This is a genomic window from Flavitalea plasmicola, assembly GCF_030546645.1.
Taxonomy (GTDB): Bacteria; Bacteroidota; Bacteroidia; order Chitinophagales; family Chitinophagaceae; genus Puia.
Map to the genome: position 1 here is coordinate 267,445 of NZ_JAUOTO010000002.1, position 20,061 is coordinate 287,505.

The 20,061-nt window shown below is 51.1% G+C and carries 14 protein-coding genes; 3 read left to right on the top strand and 11 right to left on the bottom strand.

From position 1 onward, the window contains the following. Positions 1-71 precede the first annotated feature (71 nt). Together Q4E93_RS06555 and Q4E93_RS06560 are read left to right on the top strand one after the other, a co-directional pair. Positions 72-4,451 carry a CusA/CzcA family heavy metal efflux RND transporter gene (locus tag Q4E93_RS06555; RefSeq protein ID WP_303583593.1) on the top strand — a complete coding sequence of 1,460 codons (4,380 nt, stop codon included), beginning with the start codon at positions 72-74 and terminating at the stop codon, positions 4,449-4,451. Between the two features lie 12 nt (positions 4,452-4,463). Continuing rightward, a complete protein-coding gene (locus Q4E93_RS06560) occupies positions 4,464-5,615 on the top strand; it encodes an efflux RND transporter periplasmic adaptor subunit (protein ID WP_303583594.1) in 1,152 nt (383 codons plus the stop codon). Between the two features lie 40 nt (positions 5,616-5,655). Here the strand turns inward: Q4E93_RS06560 and Q4E93_RS06565 are convergent, their stop codons facing one another. After that, entirely contained in the window at positions 5,656-6,399 is a 744-nt protein-coding gene (locus Q4E93_RS06565) for a YoaK family protein (RefSeq protein ID WP_303583596.1), read from the bottom strand. A gap of 31 nt (positions 6,400-6,430) precedes the next feature. Continuing rightward, entirely contained in the window at positions 6,431-6,949 is a 519-nt protein-coding gene (locus Q4E93_RS06570; protein ID WP_303583598.1) for a class I SAM-dependent methyltransferase, read from the bottom strand. A 224-nt stretch (positions 6,950-7,173) separates the two neighbouring features. Here Q4E93_RS06570 and Q4E93_RS06575 point away from each other — a divergent pair, with 224 nt between their 5' ends. Beyond that, positions 7,174-7,881 (top strand): Crp/Fnr family transcriptional regulator, encoded by a 708-nt coding sequence (locus tag Q4E93_RS06575; protein ID WP_303583600.1) that lies wholly within the window; start codon positions 7,174-7,176, stop codon positions 7,879-7,881. Here Q4E93_RS06575 and Q4E93_RS06580 read toward each other — a convergent pair whose 3' ends face one another. From Q4E93_RS06580 to Q4E93_RS06620, 9 genes are all read right to left on the bottom strand, one after another. After that, positions 7,882-8,460 carry a class I SAM-dependent methyltransferase gene (locus tag Q4E93_RS06580; RefSeq protein WP_303583602.1) on the bottom strand — a complete coding sequence of 193 codons (579 nt, stop codon included), beginning with the start codon at positions 8,458-8,460 and terminating at the stop codon, positions 7,882-7,884. It lies immediately after the preceding gene. Between the two features lie 41 nt (positions 8,461-8,501). Beyond that, complete coding sequence (locus tag Q4E93_RS06585) at positions 8,502-9,089, bottom strand: PhnA domain-containing protein (RefSeq protein WP_303583604.1); 588 nt, start codon at positions 9,087-9,089, stop codon at positions 8,502-8,504. Positions 9,090-9,210: 121 nt separating this feature from the next. Next, complete coding sequence (locus Q4E93_RS06590) at positions 9,211-9,600, bottom strand: glycine cleavage system protein H (protein WP_303583606.1); 390 nt, start codon at positions 9,598-9,600, stop codon at positions 9,211-9,213. Positions 9,601-9,695: 95 nt separating this feature from the next. Beyond that, entirely contained in the window at positions 9,696-11,855 is a 2,160-nt protein-coding gene (locus Q4E93_RS06595) for a xanthine dehydrogenase family protein molybdopterin-binding subunit (protein WP_303583607.1), read from the bottom strand. Positions 11,856-11,949: 94 nt separating this feature from the next. Beyond that, positions 11,950-12,942, bottom strand: a complete 993-nt coding sequence (locus Q4E93_RS06600; RefSeq protein WP_303583608.1) for a glycosyl hydrolase family 18 protein — start codon at positions 12,940-12,942, stop codon at positions 11,950-11,952. 10 nt (positions 12,943-12,952) lie between these two features. Continuing rightward, a complete protein-coding gene (locus tag Q4E93_RS06605) occupies positions 12,953-14,491 on the bottom strand; it encodes a SusD/RagB family nutrient-binding outer membrane lipoprotein (protein ID WP_303583610.1) in 1,539 nt (512 codons plus the stop codon). Between the two features lie 11 nt (positions 14,492-14,502). After that, entirely contained in the window at positions 14,503-17,922 is a 3,420-nt protein-coding gene (locus tag Q4E93_RS06610; RefSeq protein ID WP_303583612.1) for a SusC/RagA family TonB-linked outer membrane protein, read from the bottom strand. Between the two features lie 203 nt (positions 17,923-18,125). Continuing rightward, a complete protein-coding gene (locus Q4E93_RS06615) occupies positions 18,126-19,298 on the bottom strand; it encodes a FecR family protein (RefSeq protein WP_303583614.1) in 1,173 nt (390 codons plus the stop codon). A gap of 61 nt (positions 19,299-19,359) precedes the next feature. After that, positions 19,360-19,968: a sigma-70 family RNA polymerase sigma factor gene (locus Q4E93_RS06620; protein WP_303583616.1), complete on the bottom strand. Its 609-nt coding sequence runs from the start codon at positions 19,966-19,968 to the stop codon at positions 19,360-19,362. Between the last annotated feature and the right edge of the window lie 93 nt (positions 19,969-20,061).

Below are 20,061 nucleotides of genomic sequence, written 5' to 3' on the forward strand. Positions count from 1 at the left end.
ATTCGCCATTAACCGAACGACTCGCCCTGACGCAATGGCCATTTAATCACCCACATACTATTGTGTAACTCATGCTAAACGCTATTATCAGCTTTTCCGTCAGGAACAAGCTCATCGTCGGCATCTTCATCCTGATACTCGTCGGCTGGGGGGCCTACTCGGTAACCCAGCTGCCCATCGATGCCGTACCCGATATCACCAATAACCAGGTCCTCATCATAACCACCTCACCCAGCCTTGGCGCGCCGGATGTCGAACGCTTTATTACTGTTCCGGTGGAACAGGCCACACGCAACGTTCCGGGCATCGTCGAACAGCGAAGCTTTTCCCGCTTCGGCCTTAGCCTGGTCACTATCGTATTTAACGACGCCACCGATGTCTACTGGGCCCGGCAGCAAGTCGGCGAACGGCTGGCACAGGCGCGGCAACAGATACCGGCCGGCATGGGCGATCCCCAACTGGGGCCGGTGACCACGGGCCTGGGTGAGATCTTTCAATATGCAGTTCGGCCCAAGCCGGGTTATGAAAGCAAGTATGACCTCAATGCCCTCCGGGACATTCAGGACTGGATCATTCGACGGCAGCTGCTCGGAACGGAAGGTGTCGCGGACGTCAGCAGCTTTGGCGGAAAGGTCCGGCAATACGAAGTAACCGTCAATCCCGAACGGCTCAAGAGCTTCCAGCTCACTATTGCGGACGTTTATAAAAGCATCCAGGCAAATAACCAGAATGCCGGAGGCGCCTATATCGAGAAGGGCCCCAATGTGCTGTTCATCCGAACAGAAGGCCTGGCCGGCAGCCTGGACGACATCGGCAACATCGTCGTCAGACAGACCAATACCCGCATTCCCGTGCTTGTCAGGGACGTGGCCGACGTGCGCATGGGCAGCGCCATCCGCTATGGCGCCATGCTGTTCAATGACGCCGGCGAAGTATCCGGAGCCGTCGTCATGATGCTCAAAGGCGAGAACAGCAGCAAGGTGATCGGCAACATCAAGCGAAAGATCAAAGAGATCGAGAAGACCCTGCCCGAAGGGACCGTCATCGAACCCTTTCTCGACCGCAGCAAGATGGTCGGCAACGCGATCACTACCGTCGAGCATAACCTCCTGGAAGGCGCCCTGATCGTTATCGGGGTACTCATCCTCTTTCTCGGCAATGTCCGTGCGGGCCTGCTCGTCGCCTCTGTCATCCCACTATCCATGCTCTTTGCTATCATCATGATGAACATCTTCGGCGTCAGCGGCAACCTGATGAGCCTGGGCGCGCTTGACTTCGGCCTGCTGGTGGACGGCGCGGTCATCATCGTTGAGGCTGTAATTCATAAGTTGTCGCATGGACGCGTCCTGGGTCAGGCAACCACCATCGACCAGGGACAAATGAACGAAGCCGTGGAAGTCTCGGCCGGGAAGATGATGAGCAGCGCGGTCTTCGGCCAAGTCATCATCCTGATCGTGTATCTGCCGATCCTCTCCTTACGGGGCATCGAGGGTAAGATGTTCCGCCCCATGGCCGAAACCGTCTCCTTCGCTATTATTGGCGCTTTTTTATTATCGCTGACCTATGTGCCAATGGTGAGCGCCCTCTTCCTCAGCAAAAGACTGAACCACAGGAAAACCATCTCAGACCGCCTCATCGAATGGTTGCTCCGCATCTATCGGCCCCTTTTGAAAATCGCCCTGCGCGGGCCACGTTGGGTAATAACGGCCGCCGTCGTGGTGTTCGCCTTCTCCGTGTTCCTGCTAACCCGGCTGGGCGGGGAGTTCATCCCGCAGTTGGAGGAAGGCGACTTTGCCGTCGACACCCGGCTACTCACCGGCTCTTCCCTCACCCATACCATCCGGACCACTCAGCAATCCGCCAGAATATTACTGGACAGCTTCCCCGAAGTTGAAAAGGTCGTTACCAAGATAGGCTCCGGAGAGATACCTACGGACCCCATGCCGCTGGAAGCGGCGGACATGATGGTGATCCTGAAGCCCAAAGCTCAATGGAAAAGCGCTGCCAGCTTTCCCGAGCTCGCCAATAAAATGAGCGCCGCCCTGGAAGAGGTGCCGGGTATCGCTACGGGCTTCCAGTTCCCCGTCCAAATGCGCTTCAACGAGCTGATGACAGGCGCCCGCCAGGACGTAGTCTGTAAGATCTTCGGCGATGACCTCGATACGCTGTCGCATTACGAAGAAAAGCTGGGTCGCATCATTCAAACCGTGAAGGGCGCCCGAGACCTTTATATGGAGACGGTCACAGGGGTGCCCCAACTCGTCATCCGGCATAACCGCGCCGCTATGGCCAGCTACGGCGCTTCGATCAGCGATGTCAACAATACCATCCAGTCCGCCTATGCCGGTGCTGCCGCCGGCCTTGTCTTCGAGGGTGACCGACGGTATGATCTGGTCATTCGCATGCAGGAAAACTGGAAACGGGACCCGGCGAACATTGGTAATCTGCCTGTCGGTCTGTCCAACGGAGATCAGGTGCCCCTTAGTACCCTCGCCATGGTAGCGATCCAGGACGGCCCTTACCAGATCCAGCGCGAAGATGCGCACCGGCGCATTTCAGTTGGCTTCAACGTGCGCGGCCGGGATGTACAAAGCATCGTCCAGGAGCTGCAGGAAAAAGTCTCGCGCGAGCTGCACCTTCCCGCAGGATACTATATCACCTATGGCGGTCAGTATGAGAACCTGCAGGCAGCCAGCCGCCGGCTGAGCATCGCCCTGCCCATTGCCTTGCTGCTGATCTTTCTCATGCTCTTCTTTGCCTTTGGCCGCATCAAATACAGCCTGCTCATCTTCTCCGCCATTCCATTGTCAGCCATCGGTGGCGTCCTGGCCCTATGGGCAAGGGGGATGCCATTCAGCATTTCGGCCGGCGTGGGCTTCATTGCGCTATTCGGCGTAGCGGTCCTCAATGGCATCGTCCTGATCAGCGAGATGAACAGGCTGAAGGAACAGGGCATGGGCGATGCCCGCAAGATCATCTTCTATGCGACGGAGGTCCGGCTCAGACCCGTATTAATGACCGCCGCTGTGGCCTCCCTCGGTTTCCTCCCCATGGCGCTCAGCGATGGGGCCGGCGCGGAAGTGCAACGCCCGCTGGCTACCGTCGTCATCGGCGGCCTGGTCACTTCCACGTTGCTCACCCTGCTGGTGCTGCCAACCCTTTACCTCATGATCGAAAAAAGCGGGAGGTCCAAAAAGAGCAGGAATCCCGGCAAACTATCGATGACCGCCCTGCTGCTGCTCGCGCTGACCGCCCCTGCAATTCTTTCTGCCCAGGAAACCAGAAAATTGAGCCTCGAAGAAGCACTCCAACTGGCCGCGAAACAGAACGGCACACTGAACATCAGCAGGCTCCAGGAAAAGTATTACGCAACTTTGCAACGGTCGGCCGCCGACATCCCCCGAACGCAACTGTCGACAGAATGGGGCAATATCAACAGCGCGGCCTTCGACAACAGGTTCACGATAGCGCAAACCTTTTCACTGCCGTCCGTCTATTCCCGCCAGCGCGATCTTTTTACTGCCGAAGCAAACAGCGCCCAGGCCCGCACAACATTACAGACAGCAGAGATCGCCCGCCTGGTAAAGCTGGCCTATCTTCAACTGCAGGTCTTGCGGGAAAAGCAGCTTTTGCTGGAACAAATGGACAGCATCTATCTACGTTTTAGCGAGATGGCCCGGCTTCGCTTCGAAAAGGGAGAATCCAACCTACTTGAAAAGACGACGCTCGAGAACCAGGCCCAGCAGATAGCCCTTCAACTCGGCCAGACCCTCGCCGACCGGAGGGATGCCGCCATCCGCCTGGGCCTGTTGTTGAATATGGAAGACCCCCTTGATGCGGCCGACCGGCTTGCCCTCCCGGCCGCCAGCCCTGCCCCTGACAGTGGCTTCGTCGGGCGTCATCCGATGATCGGATATTACCATCAGCAGGAAGCGGCTGCCGCCGCAATGACACGCGTCCAGCGGTCCCGCCTGCTGCCGGATATCAGCTTCGGCTATACGAACCAGTCGATCGCGGGATGGCAGCTAGCCAAGGACCGTTCGGAAACCTGGTACGGAAATGCAAACCGATTCTCCACCGTTCAACTGGGCGTAAGCATCCCGGTCTTCAATCGTGCACAACAAGCGCGTATTAAGGCGGCACAACAGCAGCAGGTGATTGCGGGAGCCGCCAGTCAGCTGGCCGTCAAACAATTGCAGGCGCAGCTATCACAGACCATCAATGCCTACGCCAAATACGCGGAAGCTGTTGCCTACTACCATACAAGCGGTCTCACCCAGTCCAATACGCTGTTGCAAACCGCCATATTGAGCTATAGGAACGGCGCTATCGGCTATGTGGAATGGGGCGCACTTGCCGGCAACGCCATACAGATCCGTTTGCAATATATCGAAGCGATCAGTAACCTGGTGACCCAGCGCATCGAACTCGACTATCTTCTTACATACTAAACCTGCATGATCATGAATAACATAAAATCCTTCACCATATTCGTACTGGGCATTCTTTTCGCGGGCCTTTCCTGCACCCATCCTTCCGAACAAGCCAAGCAACCAGTTCCCGCAACTGCACCCGATGTAGTTGTCCTGAACGACGTCCAGATGACCAACGCGGGGATTGAAACGGCCTTACCGCAGAAAAGGGAGATGCAAACGACCATCCGCCTCAACGGAACGGTAGACGTACCGCCGCAAAACCTCGTGTCCGTAAGCTTTCCTATGGGAGGCTACCTAAGATCGACCCCTTTGTTGCCCGGCTACCCCGTCCGTAAAGGCGACCCCATAGCAGTCATGCAAGACCAATCATTCGTCCAGCTGCAGCAGGACTATCTTACGACCAGCGCCCAGCTGGACTTCCTCTCTACCGACCTGCAAAGACAAAAGGATCTCAGCGATGCGGACGCTACCAGTAAGAAAACCTACCAGCTGGCGTTGAGCGAGTACAAGACCAAGGAGGCCATCCTTCGCTCGACAGCAGAAAAACTCCGCCTCATCCACATCGATCCAGAAAAGCTAACCGTAGGTAATATTTCGGCGCAGACGCGCATCTATTCCCCTATCGACGGCTATGTGAGCAAAGTGAACGTCAACGTCGGCAAATATCTAAATCCAACCGACGTACTCTTCGAGCTCGTCAATCCAACGGATATCCATGCAGCGATGACCGTATTTGAAAAGGATATCACCCTATTTCGAAAGGGCATTCATGGGAAGGTGGCCCTATTGGACCAGCCCGGCCAGTCGTACAACGTAGAAACCATTTTAGTCACCCGGAATGTCAACGACAGCCGCACCGGCGTGATCCACTGCCATTTCGAAGGCGCCCACCGTGAACTATTGCCTGGAATGTTCCTTTCGGGCGTGTTTCAACTGGACAGCCGTAAAGTACTTGCCGTTCCCGAGGATGCCGTAGTCAATTACATGGGACGGAAATACGTTTTTGTGACGAGGGGCCCAAAGGAATTCCAGCTCACGGCGGTGGAGACAGGTGATGCCGACCAGGGCTTCATTGAGCTGACAAGCTCAGGCAACCCAGACTGGGGAAATACACGCATTGCCATAAAAGGGGCTTACGCTCTGCTGGGCAAACTGAAGAATAAGATGGAAGATAACTAGCCGTTGGCTTATTAAGAATGGCCGGCATTGTGCCGGCCATCTATATATCTAATTTTTTTAACGATTTGCCTATTTTCCGGTAATAGCGCTTAACATTAACCCGGAATACGTCATACAACAAAGCAAAAACCAACATCAGCGCCGGCCAATAAAAAGAGAAGAAATGCATGGCCCGAAAGGCATGAGCTCCTGACAGGGCCCCTGTTATAAAAGACAGGATAATCACGGTCTTGAGCACAATGCCGGATCGTAACATGGATCTGTCCTCGCCCCGGATGGTCACTATCTGCGCGAGTTCGATACCCAGATCGGTGAAAGTCCCTGTTAAATGGGTGGTTCGGACGACAGACCGGGATATCACGGATACCAAGGCATTTTGCATTCCCATAGCAAACAGCAGGCTGCCGGCAAATATCTGCCGGACGTCCAACCGGTGGCTGTAATAATTTCCCATAATGGCCACCATTACCAGGATACCCAGCTCCAGCAAAATGGGGATCAGATAGGAGTATCTTTGATTCCTTCCTACCAGGTCGATGATCAGGCTGGAAATAAAAGCCCCGCCCAAGAACAGGAGCATCCATAATGCTATCACCCAGGTCGTCTTCCAATCTCTAAGAGAGACCTTTTCAGCAAACAAAGCAGCATGCCCGGTGACATTGGTAGTGAGGATAGAAAATCCAAGGAAGCCTTCCGCATTGACGGCCCCGGCGATCAAGCTCAGCAACGCCGCCAGACGGACATTATGAAGATGGGTACGCCGGACCCCGGTGTGTTTTAGCATAGTTCGTGCGTCCAAAAAGAAAATCAGACTATCAGGTTTTTAAGTTAAATTTTAGCAGGCCATCCAATTCGCTTCGTTCGAGACTATAAGAAGGCGGTATCTCGTCCTGCCAGCTGCAATACGTTACAATTCTTGTACCAGCAGGCATTTTATCCAATTCATTAAACAAATAACCACTGTAATAATGATACAATGCCTGCGAATATTCTATACTGTTGTCTATCTTATCAAAGCCTTCAAAATTTTCAAAAAACGAGTTATAAAAATAGAAGTGGTTATATGCTGAAAAATTCAACCGGGTAAAATTCCCGTAAAAAAAAGATGCGTTGACAAGGCCGAGTACTTTTCGAGCTGCTACTGCATGCTGCACCAGACTGCTCCTTTGTTCTATGCCGTCAAAAAAGGCATGGGGTTTATAATAAGAAGCTGACAAGCAAAATTTACCTACGCCACTTCCTATATCCAGGACCCTGTCACCATCCCGGGTGACGAGGAATTCGGATGCCATTTTTGCAACATTTAATGGCGTCCAATGTTCACGGGCCAGCATTTGAATGGGAGATGGATATAGGAGGTCGTACTGTATATCACTACTGAACCAATGATCCAAATGGTGAAGGCTGGTGGCTGTTGGTGACATTAGCTCACATAGTTTACTGGTTGGTTTCCTAAAAATCTGCGTAAAGCTATCGCAATATTCAACTTACTGCGTTGCATTTTATCACCTTAATAAGTAACTTTTATCACCTATTAATTTGCTAAATTTGCGACTATATGAGTATCAATTCCCTTTTCCCAATGGATAAATGGAATTTCCAAAGCCATTCCCTCCTTACTGAACTGCCGCCGGAAGATGCCGAGATTATTACGGGCCACATGAGCGATCAGTATTTCAGCAAAGGAGAAATTATCTTCCGCGAGGGATCTTTTCCGTCAGGCATTTTTTTTATCCGCAATGGGAAGATCAAAAAATACAAAGTTGATAGCGAGGGCAGCGAACAAATCATTTATGTAGCCAATACAGGTGAATTATTTGGTTATCATGCCTTGTTAGCAGATGAGCGCTATCCTGATTCGGCTGCTGCCTTGGAAGAAAGCTTAATTGCATTTATTCCTAAGGAAGATTTTCTGCGTGTATTGAGTTCGTCTAAAATATTATCGCAACGGCTACTTAAACTACTTAGTCATGAATTTACCGTATTTGCCAATAGCGTCTCCCTTTTAGCACAGCGGAATGTCAGGGAAAGGTTAGCTACACAATTGGTGGTAATGAGGGAAAAATACAAAGAAAATTACCAGACCGGCATGACAGTTGAAATTAATTTATCAAGGGACGACCTGGCAAGTATGGTTGGTACCGCGAGAGAAAATATCGTTCGGATATTAAAAGAGTTCAAGGAAGACGGAGCCATCCAAACCAAAGGTAGAAAGATCGTAGTTATAGATGTTCATAAACTTTTGAAGATAGCTAATCAAACATAGTTATCCCTTGATGTGGAATTTAAGCATGCTGTCAAAATCGCTATTCACCACCTTATACGTTGAAGGTATTTTATCTTCCCAGCTGCATCGGGTAACTACCCGCGTCCCAACGGGCATTTCTTCTAATTTCTTAAATAAAAAGCGATTATAATAATTGTATAAAGTCTCGGAGAATGATAAATTGTAGTCGATCTTCGGCGTACCTTTTACGTGCTCATAAAATGAATTGTAGAAATAAAAGTGGTCGTACCGGCGTAAGTTCAGCTGTGTAAAATCTCCATGAATAAAGGTTACATTTGACAGTCCGAGAACATTTTTAGCAGCTTCCGCATGGTCAACCAGGTTTTTTCGTTGTTCTACCCCATAAAAAATGGCATTTGGCTTATAATAGGCTGCGCCCAAACAAAATGCTCCTACTCCGCTGCCGATGTCCAAAATCCGGACACCGTCCTTTGGTACCAGGAATTGAACAGCCTGGTTTGCTACACTTGGAGGGGTCCAATGCCTGCGGGCCAGTTGCTGAATAGCGGGGGGATACAGATGATGGAATTGCGTATCACTGTTGAACCAATGATCCAAGTATCAGTATTTTAAAATGTTTAGAAAAGTCATGTGAATTACTAGCCATTCTGTTTTCTTATATATTTGGTGAGGATGACAATTGTCTGGCCCTCTATTTTACCTTCAATTTGTTCCGTGTTGTCCTGGACCAGCCGAATATTCTTTACGACAGTACCCATTTTTGCATTTAAAGTAGACCCTTTTACATCTAATGACTTTACCAGGATCACCGCATCACCGTTCTGCAGTACCTTGCCGTTGCAATCTTTATGAAGCTCAACGGAGCCGTCATTATCATGGTCCCCGGTGGCTTTAGCCCATGCCAAAGTTTCCTCACTGAGATACATCATTTCCAGGTTGTCCATGGCCCAACTTTCATGCCTTAAGCGGTTCAGCATACGCCAGGATACTACTTGTATACCCGGCACTTCGCTCCACATCGTCTCCGACAAACCGCGCCAGTGGCGGCCATCCAATTCTTCTTTTCTATCAATCTGGGACTGGCATTTGTCACACGTTAAAATACAATTATCCTGGTCTCTGCCGGACTGAGGCTGCACTTCATATATCTTTAACGTATCACCGGCCCCGCATAATTCACATTTATTACCGCCTCTTTCCACCAGTTGCTCTTCCAGTTTCATCATTCCTTTTTTTAAAATGGAAGCAAAGGTACTTTTTTTCCCCTATCGATTGGATGTCTATAAAGTGATAAAAGTCACATTTCCGCGCGATAAGATCCAATATTGTCTATGCAGGATGAAGCCTTTAAATCGTGGAATTATACTGTTCGAACGGGATCAATCCCTTCCTTTCACAAGGCTGACTCACAAGTATTTTGACGAGCCATCCTTCTGTTTCGGGTTTGCTTAATAAAAGATCCTCGTTGATCAGCGCTTCAATATTGTTAATAGAAATTATGCTGCCATCCACCGGCATGTGTACTTGAAATCTTTGGCTGTTAAATTGAACATTTGCCAGAACCTCGCCTCTTCTTTTAAAGCCATATAATCTTACGAATTCAATTTTTTTGACTTGCCTAATCCCCGTAAGTCTGCAACCTGCAATGCCTACGAATGCTTCCATATCATGAAAATCGATCCATTCATAACTGGCAGTATAATACCGCTCTCTCTTAAAAATATCGGTGGAAATCATAGTATGAAGGTATGCGATACCTAAACACTAAACAGTAAACGTTATCACTTTAAGAAGTAACTTTTATCAATTTTTCGATCATCCTGGCTACAGCTTTAAATACTCAAATTAAACGGCAGCTTTCTTATTCGCCTGCCTGTCAGGTCATAGATAGCATTGGTAAGCGCAGGAGCGAAGGCAGGCAAACCGGGCTCTCCGACACCACCTGCATCCGCCTCATTTTCCATGATATGGATCTCGATGGGAGGGATAGCATTGATCCTCGGCATTTCGTATTTATGAAAGTTCTTTTCCACTGTCATCCCGTCCTTAAAAGTTAGTTCATGTACTGTTGCAGCACCCAGCCCCATTATGATGGAGCCTTCCACCTGGGCCCTGATAATGTCCGGGTTGACAAACCACCCACAGTCTATGACCGCCCATACCTGGTCGATCTTTATCTTACCGTCAGCGGCCTTTGAGACTTTCACTACCTGGCCAACCGTGCTGGCAAAGCATTCCGTGATCGCCGCGCCAAAACCTGCATGCGTCCCCCTGTTCTTCCAACCGGACACTTCTTCCAGCTTATCAATCAGGCGCTGGCATCGTTGATCCTGCAGATATTGTCTTCTAAACGCCAGCGGGTCCTTTCCGGCTGCCACCGCCAGTTCGTCCATGAAACTTTCATAGGCAAATCCATTGGTAGAAGCATAGACTGAGCGCCACCAGATGGGCGGTATGGTCGCCTCGAAAGGGATATCCGAAAAACTGAGGTTTGTAATACTTTTAAAGTAAGGCGCTAAAAATCCTTCCGTGATGCTGTCGTTAGGCTTGTCCTTAGCGCCCCCGCTCCAATGGCCAATGTTCTGGCCCGCCATCCTGACCTTCATGGCGCTGATCTCTCCATTCTCCACTACACCCTCACACCTGTACGAGATGCCCGGACGATAGGGTCCCTGCGTCATATCATCTTCCCTCGACCAGACCACCTGTACAGGCGCGCCCATTTCTTTCGAAATGAGTGTCGCCTCATGCGGATAGTCCGTGAACGCCTTGCGTCCAAATCCCCCGCCAAGAAAGGTCATATTGACCATGACCTTCTCCTGTGGCAATCCAAATTCCTTGGAAATAAACGCCTGCACCCAATCCGGGGCTTGTATGGGGCCCCAGATCTCGATCTTGTCGCCCTGGTAGTGCGCAACGCAGTTTAAAGGCTCCATGGAGCTATGCGACTGGTAGGGCGTCTCATATATGACATCAAGTTTATGTTGGGCCTTCGCTATGACGGCCGAGGGGTTCCCCTGGCTGCGGAACGACAATCCTTCTTTTGTCGACAAAGCCTCCTTCATCCGGCGGTAGATCTCCGCGGTGCTGATATGTTCAAACCCACTATCGTCCCACTCTACTTTTAACACCTTTCTCCCCTGCATGGCGGCCCACAGCGATTCAGCCACTACGGCCACTCCCTCCCGGAAAGAATCATGCACTTTCATCCTGACCTTGAAGACGTTCCTGACACCCGGCACCTTACGGGTTGCGCTATCGTCGAAGCTTTTCACTTTTCCAAGAAAGCGGGGATTCCGCTCTACCATCGCATACAGCATACCCGGAAGTCGCTTGTCCAATCCGAATATGGCCGTACCATCGGTCTTCAAAGGCGTATCCTGCCGGTGCAGCGGCTGGCGGATCAGGCGATATTCCGACGGCTTTTTTAGCTGTATATCCTTCGGCGGTGTAAGTTTGGATGCATCGACGACCAGTTCTCCGTAATGAAATTTCCTGCCGGAAGGCCCATGCAGGACATGCCCAGACTCAGCATGACATTCGGATGGAGCAACACCCCATTTCGCCGCTGCGGCGGTTATCAGCATCACACGCGCAGATGCGCTGAGGTTCAATAAGTTCTTATAAGAGCCCCGGATGGTGGAGCTACCCCCCGTGATCTGGCTGCCGTACTTTTTGTTGTTGCCCGGACCAAATATGATATTGACGTCATTCAAGCTGACCTCCAGCTCTTCTGCGATGATCTGCGCAATGGAATGATAAACGCCCTGGCCCATTTCCGCCCGGTGACTGACCAGGGTCACTTTGCCGGAAGTATCGATCAGGATCCACGCGTTCAATTCGATGTTTTCCGTCGCAGCAGCGACTGTATTGACTATCCGTCCCTTGCCGGCTGCCGCCGGGAAATAGAAGCCGAGGCAAAGAGCCGTTCCGCTCATGCCTGCTATTTTGAGAAATTTCCTTCTCGAAAGGGCTTCTTTTTCTGAAGGCATCGGGATATTTTTATTAAATATAATGCATTTCAGGCTTCCCTGACACCCTCTTTTATTACGATCAAAGCGCTGTTTAAAGATTAATAGAAAATGGTTAATGATGAATGATCGTATTGATAGCTTTTAAGAGGGATCTTTCTCCGGTGGCATCCTGCAATAATTGCCAGATCATGACACCGCCCGCATTTTTTAGTGCCAGCGCTGTTTTGTCCTGAATCGTGGCGTAACCATTGTAATATACGATGCCGCCGCCCGGGACGGTGAGCTGATCGACATTCCAGGAGGCCGGATATTTATTTACTATATCCTGATAGCTCATGCTCTCCGGTGCATTGGCGCCGAAGCCATACCCATAAAAAGGCAGCCCCAGCGTCATCTTTGCCTTGGGTATTCCCCGCGTCCCTCCCCAGTAAGCCAGGTCATCCACCGCCATGGAATACGGTGCATGCGGCCCCGGGTTGGAGGGAGTCCAGGGCCCTGTCTTATCGTAGGACATGATATTGACGAAATCGTACTGCGCCAAAGCGGCATCCGTATAGCTGTTGGCATAGGCAGTGGCGATGGCAGCCGTCATGAGTTTCTTTTTCGCCCTGAGCGCAACAGCCAGGTTCTTGACAAAACGCTCGTAGTTGCCGTCGATAAAATCTCCTTCCAGGTCTACGTCGATACCATCGCAGTTGTACTGCTCCGTAAGCGCAGCAAGGGCCTGAACAAGGGCAGCCTGATGGCTCCCGCCCAGCAAGGTTTTCAGATGGGCCGGAGGATTCCCCCCGCCGATGGACAGCAGTACGGAAACCCCGCTGGCATGCGCAAGCGCTGTCAGCTTGCTGATATTTTCGTCCGCCGGGAAAGCCCCCGTCGAATCCGGATTCATAAAAGCGATATTCAGATGGGTGATCTTCCCCAGGTCCGGCATACCCGTCTGTCCGGAAAGGTCCACCCCTCTCGGCAGATAGCCGACCACCCGGAAATTCCCTTTCACGGGGTCTGTTGGGTTATTCGCTTTCGTATCATTCTTGCCGCATGCGCCTATCAGCAGGAGGCCTGCCAACGTCGCGGTTATAAGCGTCTTTCTTTTCGTGATCATAGTCATGTTTTTATTTATCCCACCACACCGGCTTCAACCAATTGTCCGTCCCGCCAAGGTTTTTCAGCGCGGCATTGTAGTTCGTGGCATTATCATAAGCCTCGGAAGCAGGGTAAAAGAGGCGCCGGGGCAATACGCCGTTGGTTTCAGATTCCAGCCCTACATCCTCAATAGCCTCCAGGACGGGATACCCGGTCCGGCGGTAATTCGCATACGCTTCGTACCCATTGGGGAACAGCGCCACCCATTTTTGCTCGTTGATCTCCTGGATCTCTTTCCCTGCATCCAGGGGATGGGCCGCGATATAATCCGCCTTATCAGAAGGGCTGACAGAAACCATGCCCGGGTACATGCTCAACTGATCGATGGCCTCTGAGATCCCTTTCTGAAAATATTGAGCGGCATTGCCCGCCCACCCCCGGTAAGCTGCTTCCGCCAGCAGAAATTGTACTTCGGCATAGCCCATATGCAAGAAGGATGATTGCAGGGCCGTAAACGAATGGTTGATCCGCGCGAATTTACTCGACTGTGGAACCACCGTCCCATCAGCCGCCGTGAAATCTCCCCAGTTATCCCACCAATACAGACCGGGGCTGATAGGAATATAATGGGTCAGGTTCGTAATATCCTTCCCGTTGGCATCCTGGTTCACAAAATAGCAGGGCAGCCTGGGATCGTTGTTTTGTTTGAGATAATTGACGAAGGTGGCGCCGCCGGCCGAATACAGGTAAGTATCGGACTCCTGCAATGCCTGCGCATAACCGTTGCCCCGGAGGTCCGGAAAAGCATAAGCCTCATGCATCATCTTGAAATTATCATCGGCGTTCTCCATCAACCCACCCGCAATGGCTGCCCTGGCCTGTGTTTCGGCCATGGCAATATCCACTTTGGTAAGCCTCATGGCCAGGCGGAGACGAAGGGAATTGGCCAGCTTCTTCCATCGGGAGATGTTGCCCTGATACACGATGTCGTTGTCGATGGCATCTTTGGTCCCGTCGAACTGTTTTACAGCCGCATCCAGCTCGCTGAAAAGATCGGTATAAATGGCCTGCTGATTGTCATACCTGGCCGTATAGATCGACTCATAATAACCCAGGCCGGCCTGGGAATAAGGAATATCCCCGTACAAGTCGGTGAGCAAGGAGAAAATATACACTTTCAGGATCCGGGCCGCGGCGATGTAGTTCACCAGGGAGGAATCTGCTTTATTGCGCTGGATCAAGTCTACCAGCTGCTTGATAGATTTACCGTAAAAAGTCGTCCAGACCGCATCGGGGTAGGTGGTGCGGATATATTTACTACCCGCGCGCATTCCCCAAGGGCCGCTCATATATTGAACAAAAGGTTGAAGCACATATAAATTAGCATACACCACGGACCGTCCGCCGTCCAGGTAATACGCAGCTCCGGCCAGCTGCTGTCCCGGCGCAATGGAAGACCCCTTGGTTGGGTCTGTATTCAGGCTCTCGAAACTTTTAGTACAGCTGTTGGCCAGTATGAGGAGCGGTAATAATACAATAGGTATATATTTTGATTTAACCCTGGTCATTGTAATATTATTTAGAATTTTAAGTAAAGATTGATGCCGTATGACCTGCGCGTGGGAAGCGACCCATATTCGAAGCCCTGTCCATTGCTGTTGTTATAACTCGATTCGGGATCGATGTTGGGGACATGTTTGCTGAGAATAAAAGGATTCCTCGCCACCAGGGAGATCGTGCATTCTTTCAAAGGGGTATTCCTTAATATAGCCGCCGGCATAGAATAGTCCAGGTTGATCTGCCTTACTTTAATATAGCTGGCGTCATAAATGAAGGCAGCCGGGATATTGCTGGCCACCCGCTGCCAATAAGTTTGTGGATTGACAAAAGCGTTTACCTTATTCCCACTGGCATTGACCCCGGAGACAGGCAGACCGCCGGTAGCCACCCAGTTAGCCTGGGTTACGCCTGCGGTTACTCTTTCCTGCTCGGACTTCACCCATCCTTCGCGGCCCGCCAGCGTGCCTTTCTGCCGACCATTGGAATAGGCCAGCAGGTTGGTCATGGAATAGATATTCCCTCCCTGTTTAAAGTCCAGCAGGAACGAAAAGGAGATGTTCTTATAAGAGAACTTGTTGTTGATCCCGCCCGTCCAGTCGTACAGGCTATTCCCTAATTTTTTGTCCGTCGGATCATATTGCGGCAGATTATTGGCGTCCAGGATCAGCTTTCCAGAACTACTGTCCCTTAGAAAATCATGCCCTACGATGATCCCGTACCGGTCTCCCTCTTTGGCGACAATGGAAGCATTGGCCCATCTGGCCGAAGCCAGCGTATAATAGCTGGAGACCAGCGGGCTCAGCCTGATGATCTTATTCCTGTTGCGGGCAAAATTCAGGTTGACCTCCCAATTGAAGGTGCGCGAAACGATGGGTTTCAATCCCAGGGTAATCTCAATACCCTGATTCTCTATATTACCTGAATTGATGATCGCGGTGGCATATCCGCTGGTAGTAGAGATAGGCGCCTGCAGGATCTGGTTCTTCGTATTGGTCTTATACCAGGTGAGATCCAGGTTGATCCGGCTGTCGAAGAACGCCAGGTTGGTTCCGACCTCAAAGGCATTGCTGATGCTGGGCTTCAGCTTCATATACGGTACTTCGTTCACGGCAACGCCGCCGATGGCATACCCACCAATGGTCGGCATTGCAATGTCCGGACCGTAGGTAAGCTTTAATTCGTAGGGGGAAATTGCGTCCGTGCCCGTCTGTGCAAGCGAGGCGCGTAACTTACCGTATGACAGGACTCTATTCCTGGGGATCAGCTCGGAAAAGATAAAGCTGGACGAAACCGAAGGGTAAAAGAAAGAATTGTTCCCCTGCGCCAGCGTGGAAGACCAGTCGTTCCGCGCCGTCAGGTCCAGGTAAAGGTAATTCTCATACGCCAGGTTCAGTGCACCATAGACGGAATTGATCCGTTTGCGGTTGATGACCTCATTGCTCAGCACTGTCTGGAAATTGTTGATGCTCTGTACGCCGGGCATGCTGATATCGCGCCCGGTGGTATTCACTATATTGCCCCGGTAATCCATGCGGTTGGCACCGGCATTGGCGCCAATCCAGAACTTACGAACCTGCTTTCCGAAATTAAGCAGCAGTTCCGTATTCGTCTCCCGGATGGTGCGGTCGATCAGCGACAGCATTCCCGTCTCATTAAAGGGCGTAGAGTAGTTCATGAACTCCCGGAAATGAAACCCGGCATAATCCGTACCTGACCTGGCCTGGATGGACAGGGTCGGCAGGATCTTAAATTTCAGTGTAACAAACCCATTCAACTGATCTTTCGTGCTCGTATTGGGCTGTTCGTTGATCGCCCAATAAGGGTTGACCTGGTATGGATTATTATTCCAGTTGACATATTTTCCCGTCACGGGATCCTTGTAAGCTTTTAACCAATCCATATCGATGTTGGGAGCAACGCCGGACAGGACATAGCCGATATTATTGGGATTATCCGATAAAGCCGGCCGATTGTCCACCTTCTCATTCAGGTAGGCGATCTTGGCGTCGATGCTGAATCTATTGGTAAGCTGGGATGTCCCCCGGATGGAGACATTATTCCTTTTCAAACCGCTTTTCGGCACCACATCGTTGTTGTACAAATTAGTATAGGTAAACCGCAGCTGGTTCTTCTCATCTCCCGTCGAGACGCCGATGGAATTGGTCAGCGTAACCCCTGTCCGGAAGAAAGAAGAGATAGAATTATGTGCATTGACATACGGCTTCTTCGATCCGTTGAAGATATACGACATACTGTCCGCATTGAACTTAGGTCCCCAGCTGCTTTGCGCATAGCCCATTGCCGTAGCGGCGTCCCTTGGCAAAAGATTGTTGCTGCCGGCGCCATATTGTTCCTGGTAGTCATAGCTGTTCTGGATCCGGGCAAACACTGCATTGGAAGTATAATCGACCACCGTACCTTTTTTACTGCCTTTTTTGGTAGTAATGAGGATCACCCCGTTGGCGGCGCGGCTGCCGTATAAGGCAGCAGCGGCGCCTCCTTTCAGCACCGATATGGTCTCGATCTCATCGGGGTTGATGATGCTGCTGCCATCCCCCAGGTCATAACCGCCATAAGTATCCGCCTGTCCGGGCGTTGTGTTGTCGATGGGAATACCGTCGATGACATACAAGGGCTGACTGTCTCCTCCAATGGTCTTTATGCCCCGGAGCGTCACTTTGGTGCTGGCGCCTACCCCACTGTTGGTGGTAGTCACCTCCAGGCCGGCCACCCTTCCGCTGAGCGCTTCCACCGCGTTGTTTCCCCGGACCCTGGTCATATCCTCGCCTTTGACTTCCGAATAGGCATAGCCGAGGGATCGCTGCAACCGGGTAATACCCAGCGCGGTCACCACCACGCTATCCAGCTGCCGCTGCACCTGTTGCAGTTTGATGACCAGGGCGTCGGAAGAACGGTGCACCTCTTTCTCCACGGTGCCGTACCCGATCATGGATACTATGAGCGTTATAGATCTGATATTGCGGTCGAGGGACAGGCGGAAAGACCCGTTCTTTTCAGTGACGGCGAACAGGTCGGTGCCCTTGAGCAGAACGGTGGCTCCCTGCAGCGGCAGACCGTTATTATCCGTTATAAGACCATGGATCTCGAGAGAAGAATCCACCAAGGCCGGCATGGGGACAGGCGACGGTCTGGGTTTGACAATAATGAATTTCTTTTCGATGGTATAGGTCAGCGGCTGCCCGCCAAAGCAATTCTCCAGCACCTTTTCCAGCGGGGCATTGGTAACCTCCAGGCTGACGGGGGTGGCATATTGCAGCAGCTCCCGGGTGTAAATAAAACTGTATCCCGTTTGTCTTTTTACCTCCCCGAATACTTTCTCCAGGGGTACGTTCTTCAAGGACAAAGTGATATTCTGTGCATACCCTTTTGCACTGACCTGCAGACAGGCCGCCAGCACTAAAATGACGGTTAGCTTCATAACCAGGATAATTTTGGGGTGCAACCGTCGCTCCGCCAGCGCGGGGTTGCAATGAGCCTTAAAATACATACATTTGTAATGTTTAGGTTAAACAATAAGCAGTCCGAGACGATTGTGAATCAGGTTAACTTGAACGTACTGCCGCCTTGACTCTCACCTCAGGGCGGTTTTTCATTCCAATCAACCACTATGTTTGGTTCATCCTACCGGATGACTGTGATCTTTTTTCCTTCGATCTTAAAATGCACCTGGTCGGTCAATTCCAGTAATTTCAATAACTCCGATGCCGGAACATCCCTGGGGACATCCGCAATGAAATGCTGGGAGATCCTGGCGTCATATACTACTTCCACATCGTACCACCTTGCCATTTCGCGCATGATAGATTCAATCGTCGCATCGTTGAATCTAAAGACCCCATTCTTCCAGGCCATTACATCGTCGATATCGGGATGATCGAGCACTTTTATGGGCGCATTGTCCCTGGATAATATTGCCTGTTGTCCCGGACGCAAGACGCTGCTGTTATTTCCTTTTATGACTTTCACACTTCCTTCCAGCAGCGTGGTTCTCCATGCATCCTCATCATCGTACGTATTGACATTAAAATGAGTGCCCAGTACCTGGATGCGCATCTCCTTCTTTTCGACTATAAAAGGACGCCGTTCGTCTTTAGCTATTTCGAAATAAGCTTCGCCTGTCATAGCCACTTTTCTTTCTGCGCCCGTGAATGACGTCGGATAAGTAATGGAGGAGGCAGCGTTGAGCCAGACTTTGGATCCATCGGGTAAGATCAGTTGATACAGATTACCCCTGCCCGTGGTAAGCGTATTATACAGCAATTCCGCTGGTTTCCCGTGTAATGCGTTATAGACCAGTTGGCCGCTGGTATTATGGATGGTAGTATTGCCCTGCCTGGTGATCGCTCCTTTTGCGGTGCTGTCGAGAACGATCTTTTGTCCGCCTGCTAAAGTTAATACGGCGGCATTTTTTCCCGGAGCGACGTCGTTCCTGAAGCGTTGCTGCTGTGTTTGAGCGATGTGTTCTTTCGCGGCGTTATGGAATACCCACCAGGCGCCAGTGCCCAGTAAGACAAAAAAGGCCGCGGCCGCAGCCCACCCATAGCGGCGCAGGAAATGCACCCGATGGGCGGGGGGCTTTCCTGTTGTATACGCCTGCAACCTCTCCCAGACCTGATCTTCGTGCAGCCGGTCCATTTTCTCCAGGGACCGGGCTACCCGGTCCGGATCATTGAGCTCAGCGAACAGTTCCCGGTTGGCCTCGGAGGCAGCCAGCCATGCATCGATCGCTGTTTGCTCCTCTGCAGTGGTCTGAGCACGTAAATGTTTTAGCAAGAGAGATTTGATGTCTTCCATGTTGTTGAAGACAGTTGAACTTCCTTTTCATCCAAAGAAAGAACAAGTTTTTTTTGAAGGGTCAGCGTGCATATCCCAGCAGAATGGCGAACAACAAGGCAGGCGCGATCCGGCGTTTACGTAATAACTCTGTCTTAATCAATTGTATAGCCCGAGCTTTCTGGCTCCGGACCGTCTGGACATTGATGGATAACTGGTCTGCGATCTCCTGGGTGGTCTGGTGATGGATGAACAAGAGCTTGAAGATCTGGCCGCACCGATCCGGCAGATTTTCGATCTCCTGATAGATCTCCTGGAGGAGCTCTACGCGCAGGATCTCGCGTTCCAGCGCTTCCGGCAGTTGGGGCTCATGGTTAGATAAATAGCGGATCTGTTCGTGGTGAGAGCGGTGGCGTTTTTGGCTTTCTGTATAGTTCAGGCTCGCATTGCGGACGATGTGGTATAAAAAGGCTTTCAGGTTTTCCAGGGTGTTGAATTCCAGCCGACGGGCCCAGGCTTTCTCAAAGGATTCGGCCACAATATCTTCCGAGGCGGCCAGTTGACCCGTGATGGTCTCCGAATAGAGGCAGAGGGGCTTGAAGTATTTTTGAAATACTTGTTTTTCTGCTAGAGTCTCCCGTTGATGAAAGCCGGCAAGTAAGGTGGTATCGTCGATGTAGGGGCTTGTCATTCGTTCTGGTATGACAAACCTACTATTATTATATTAATTTCTAAATGATATAATAGTTTACCTGGTACCCATCCCCAGTTTAGTTGGATCATT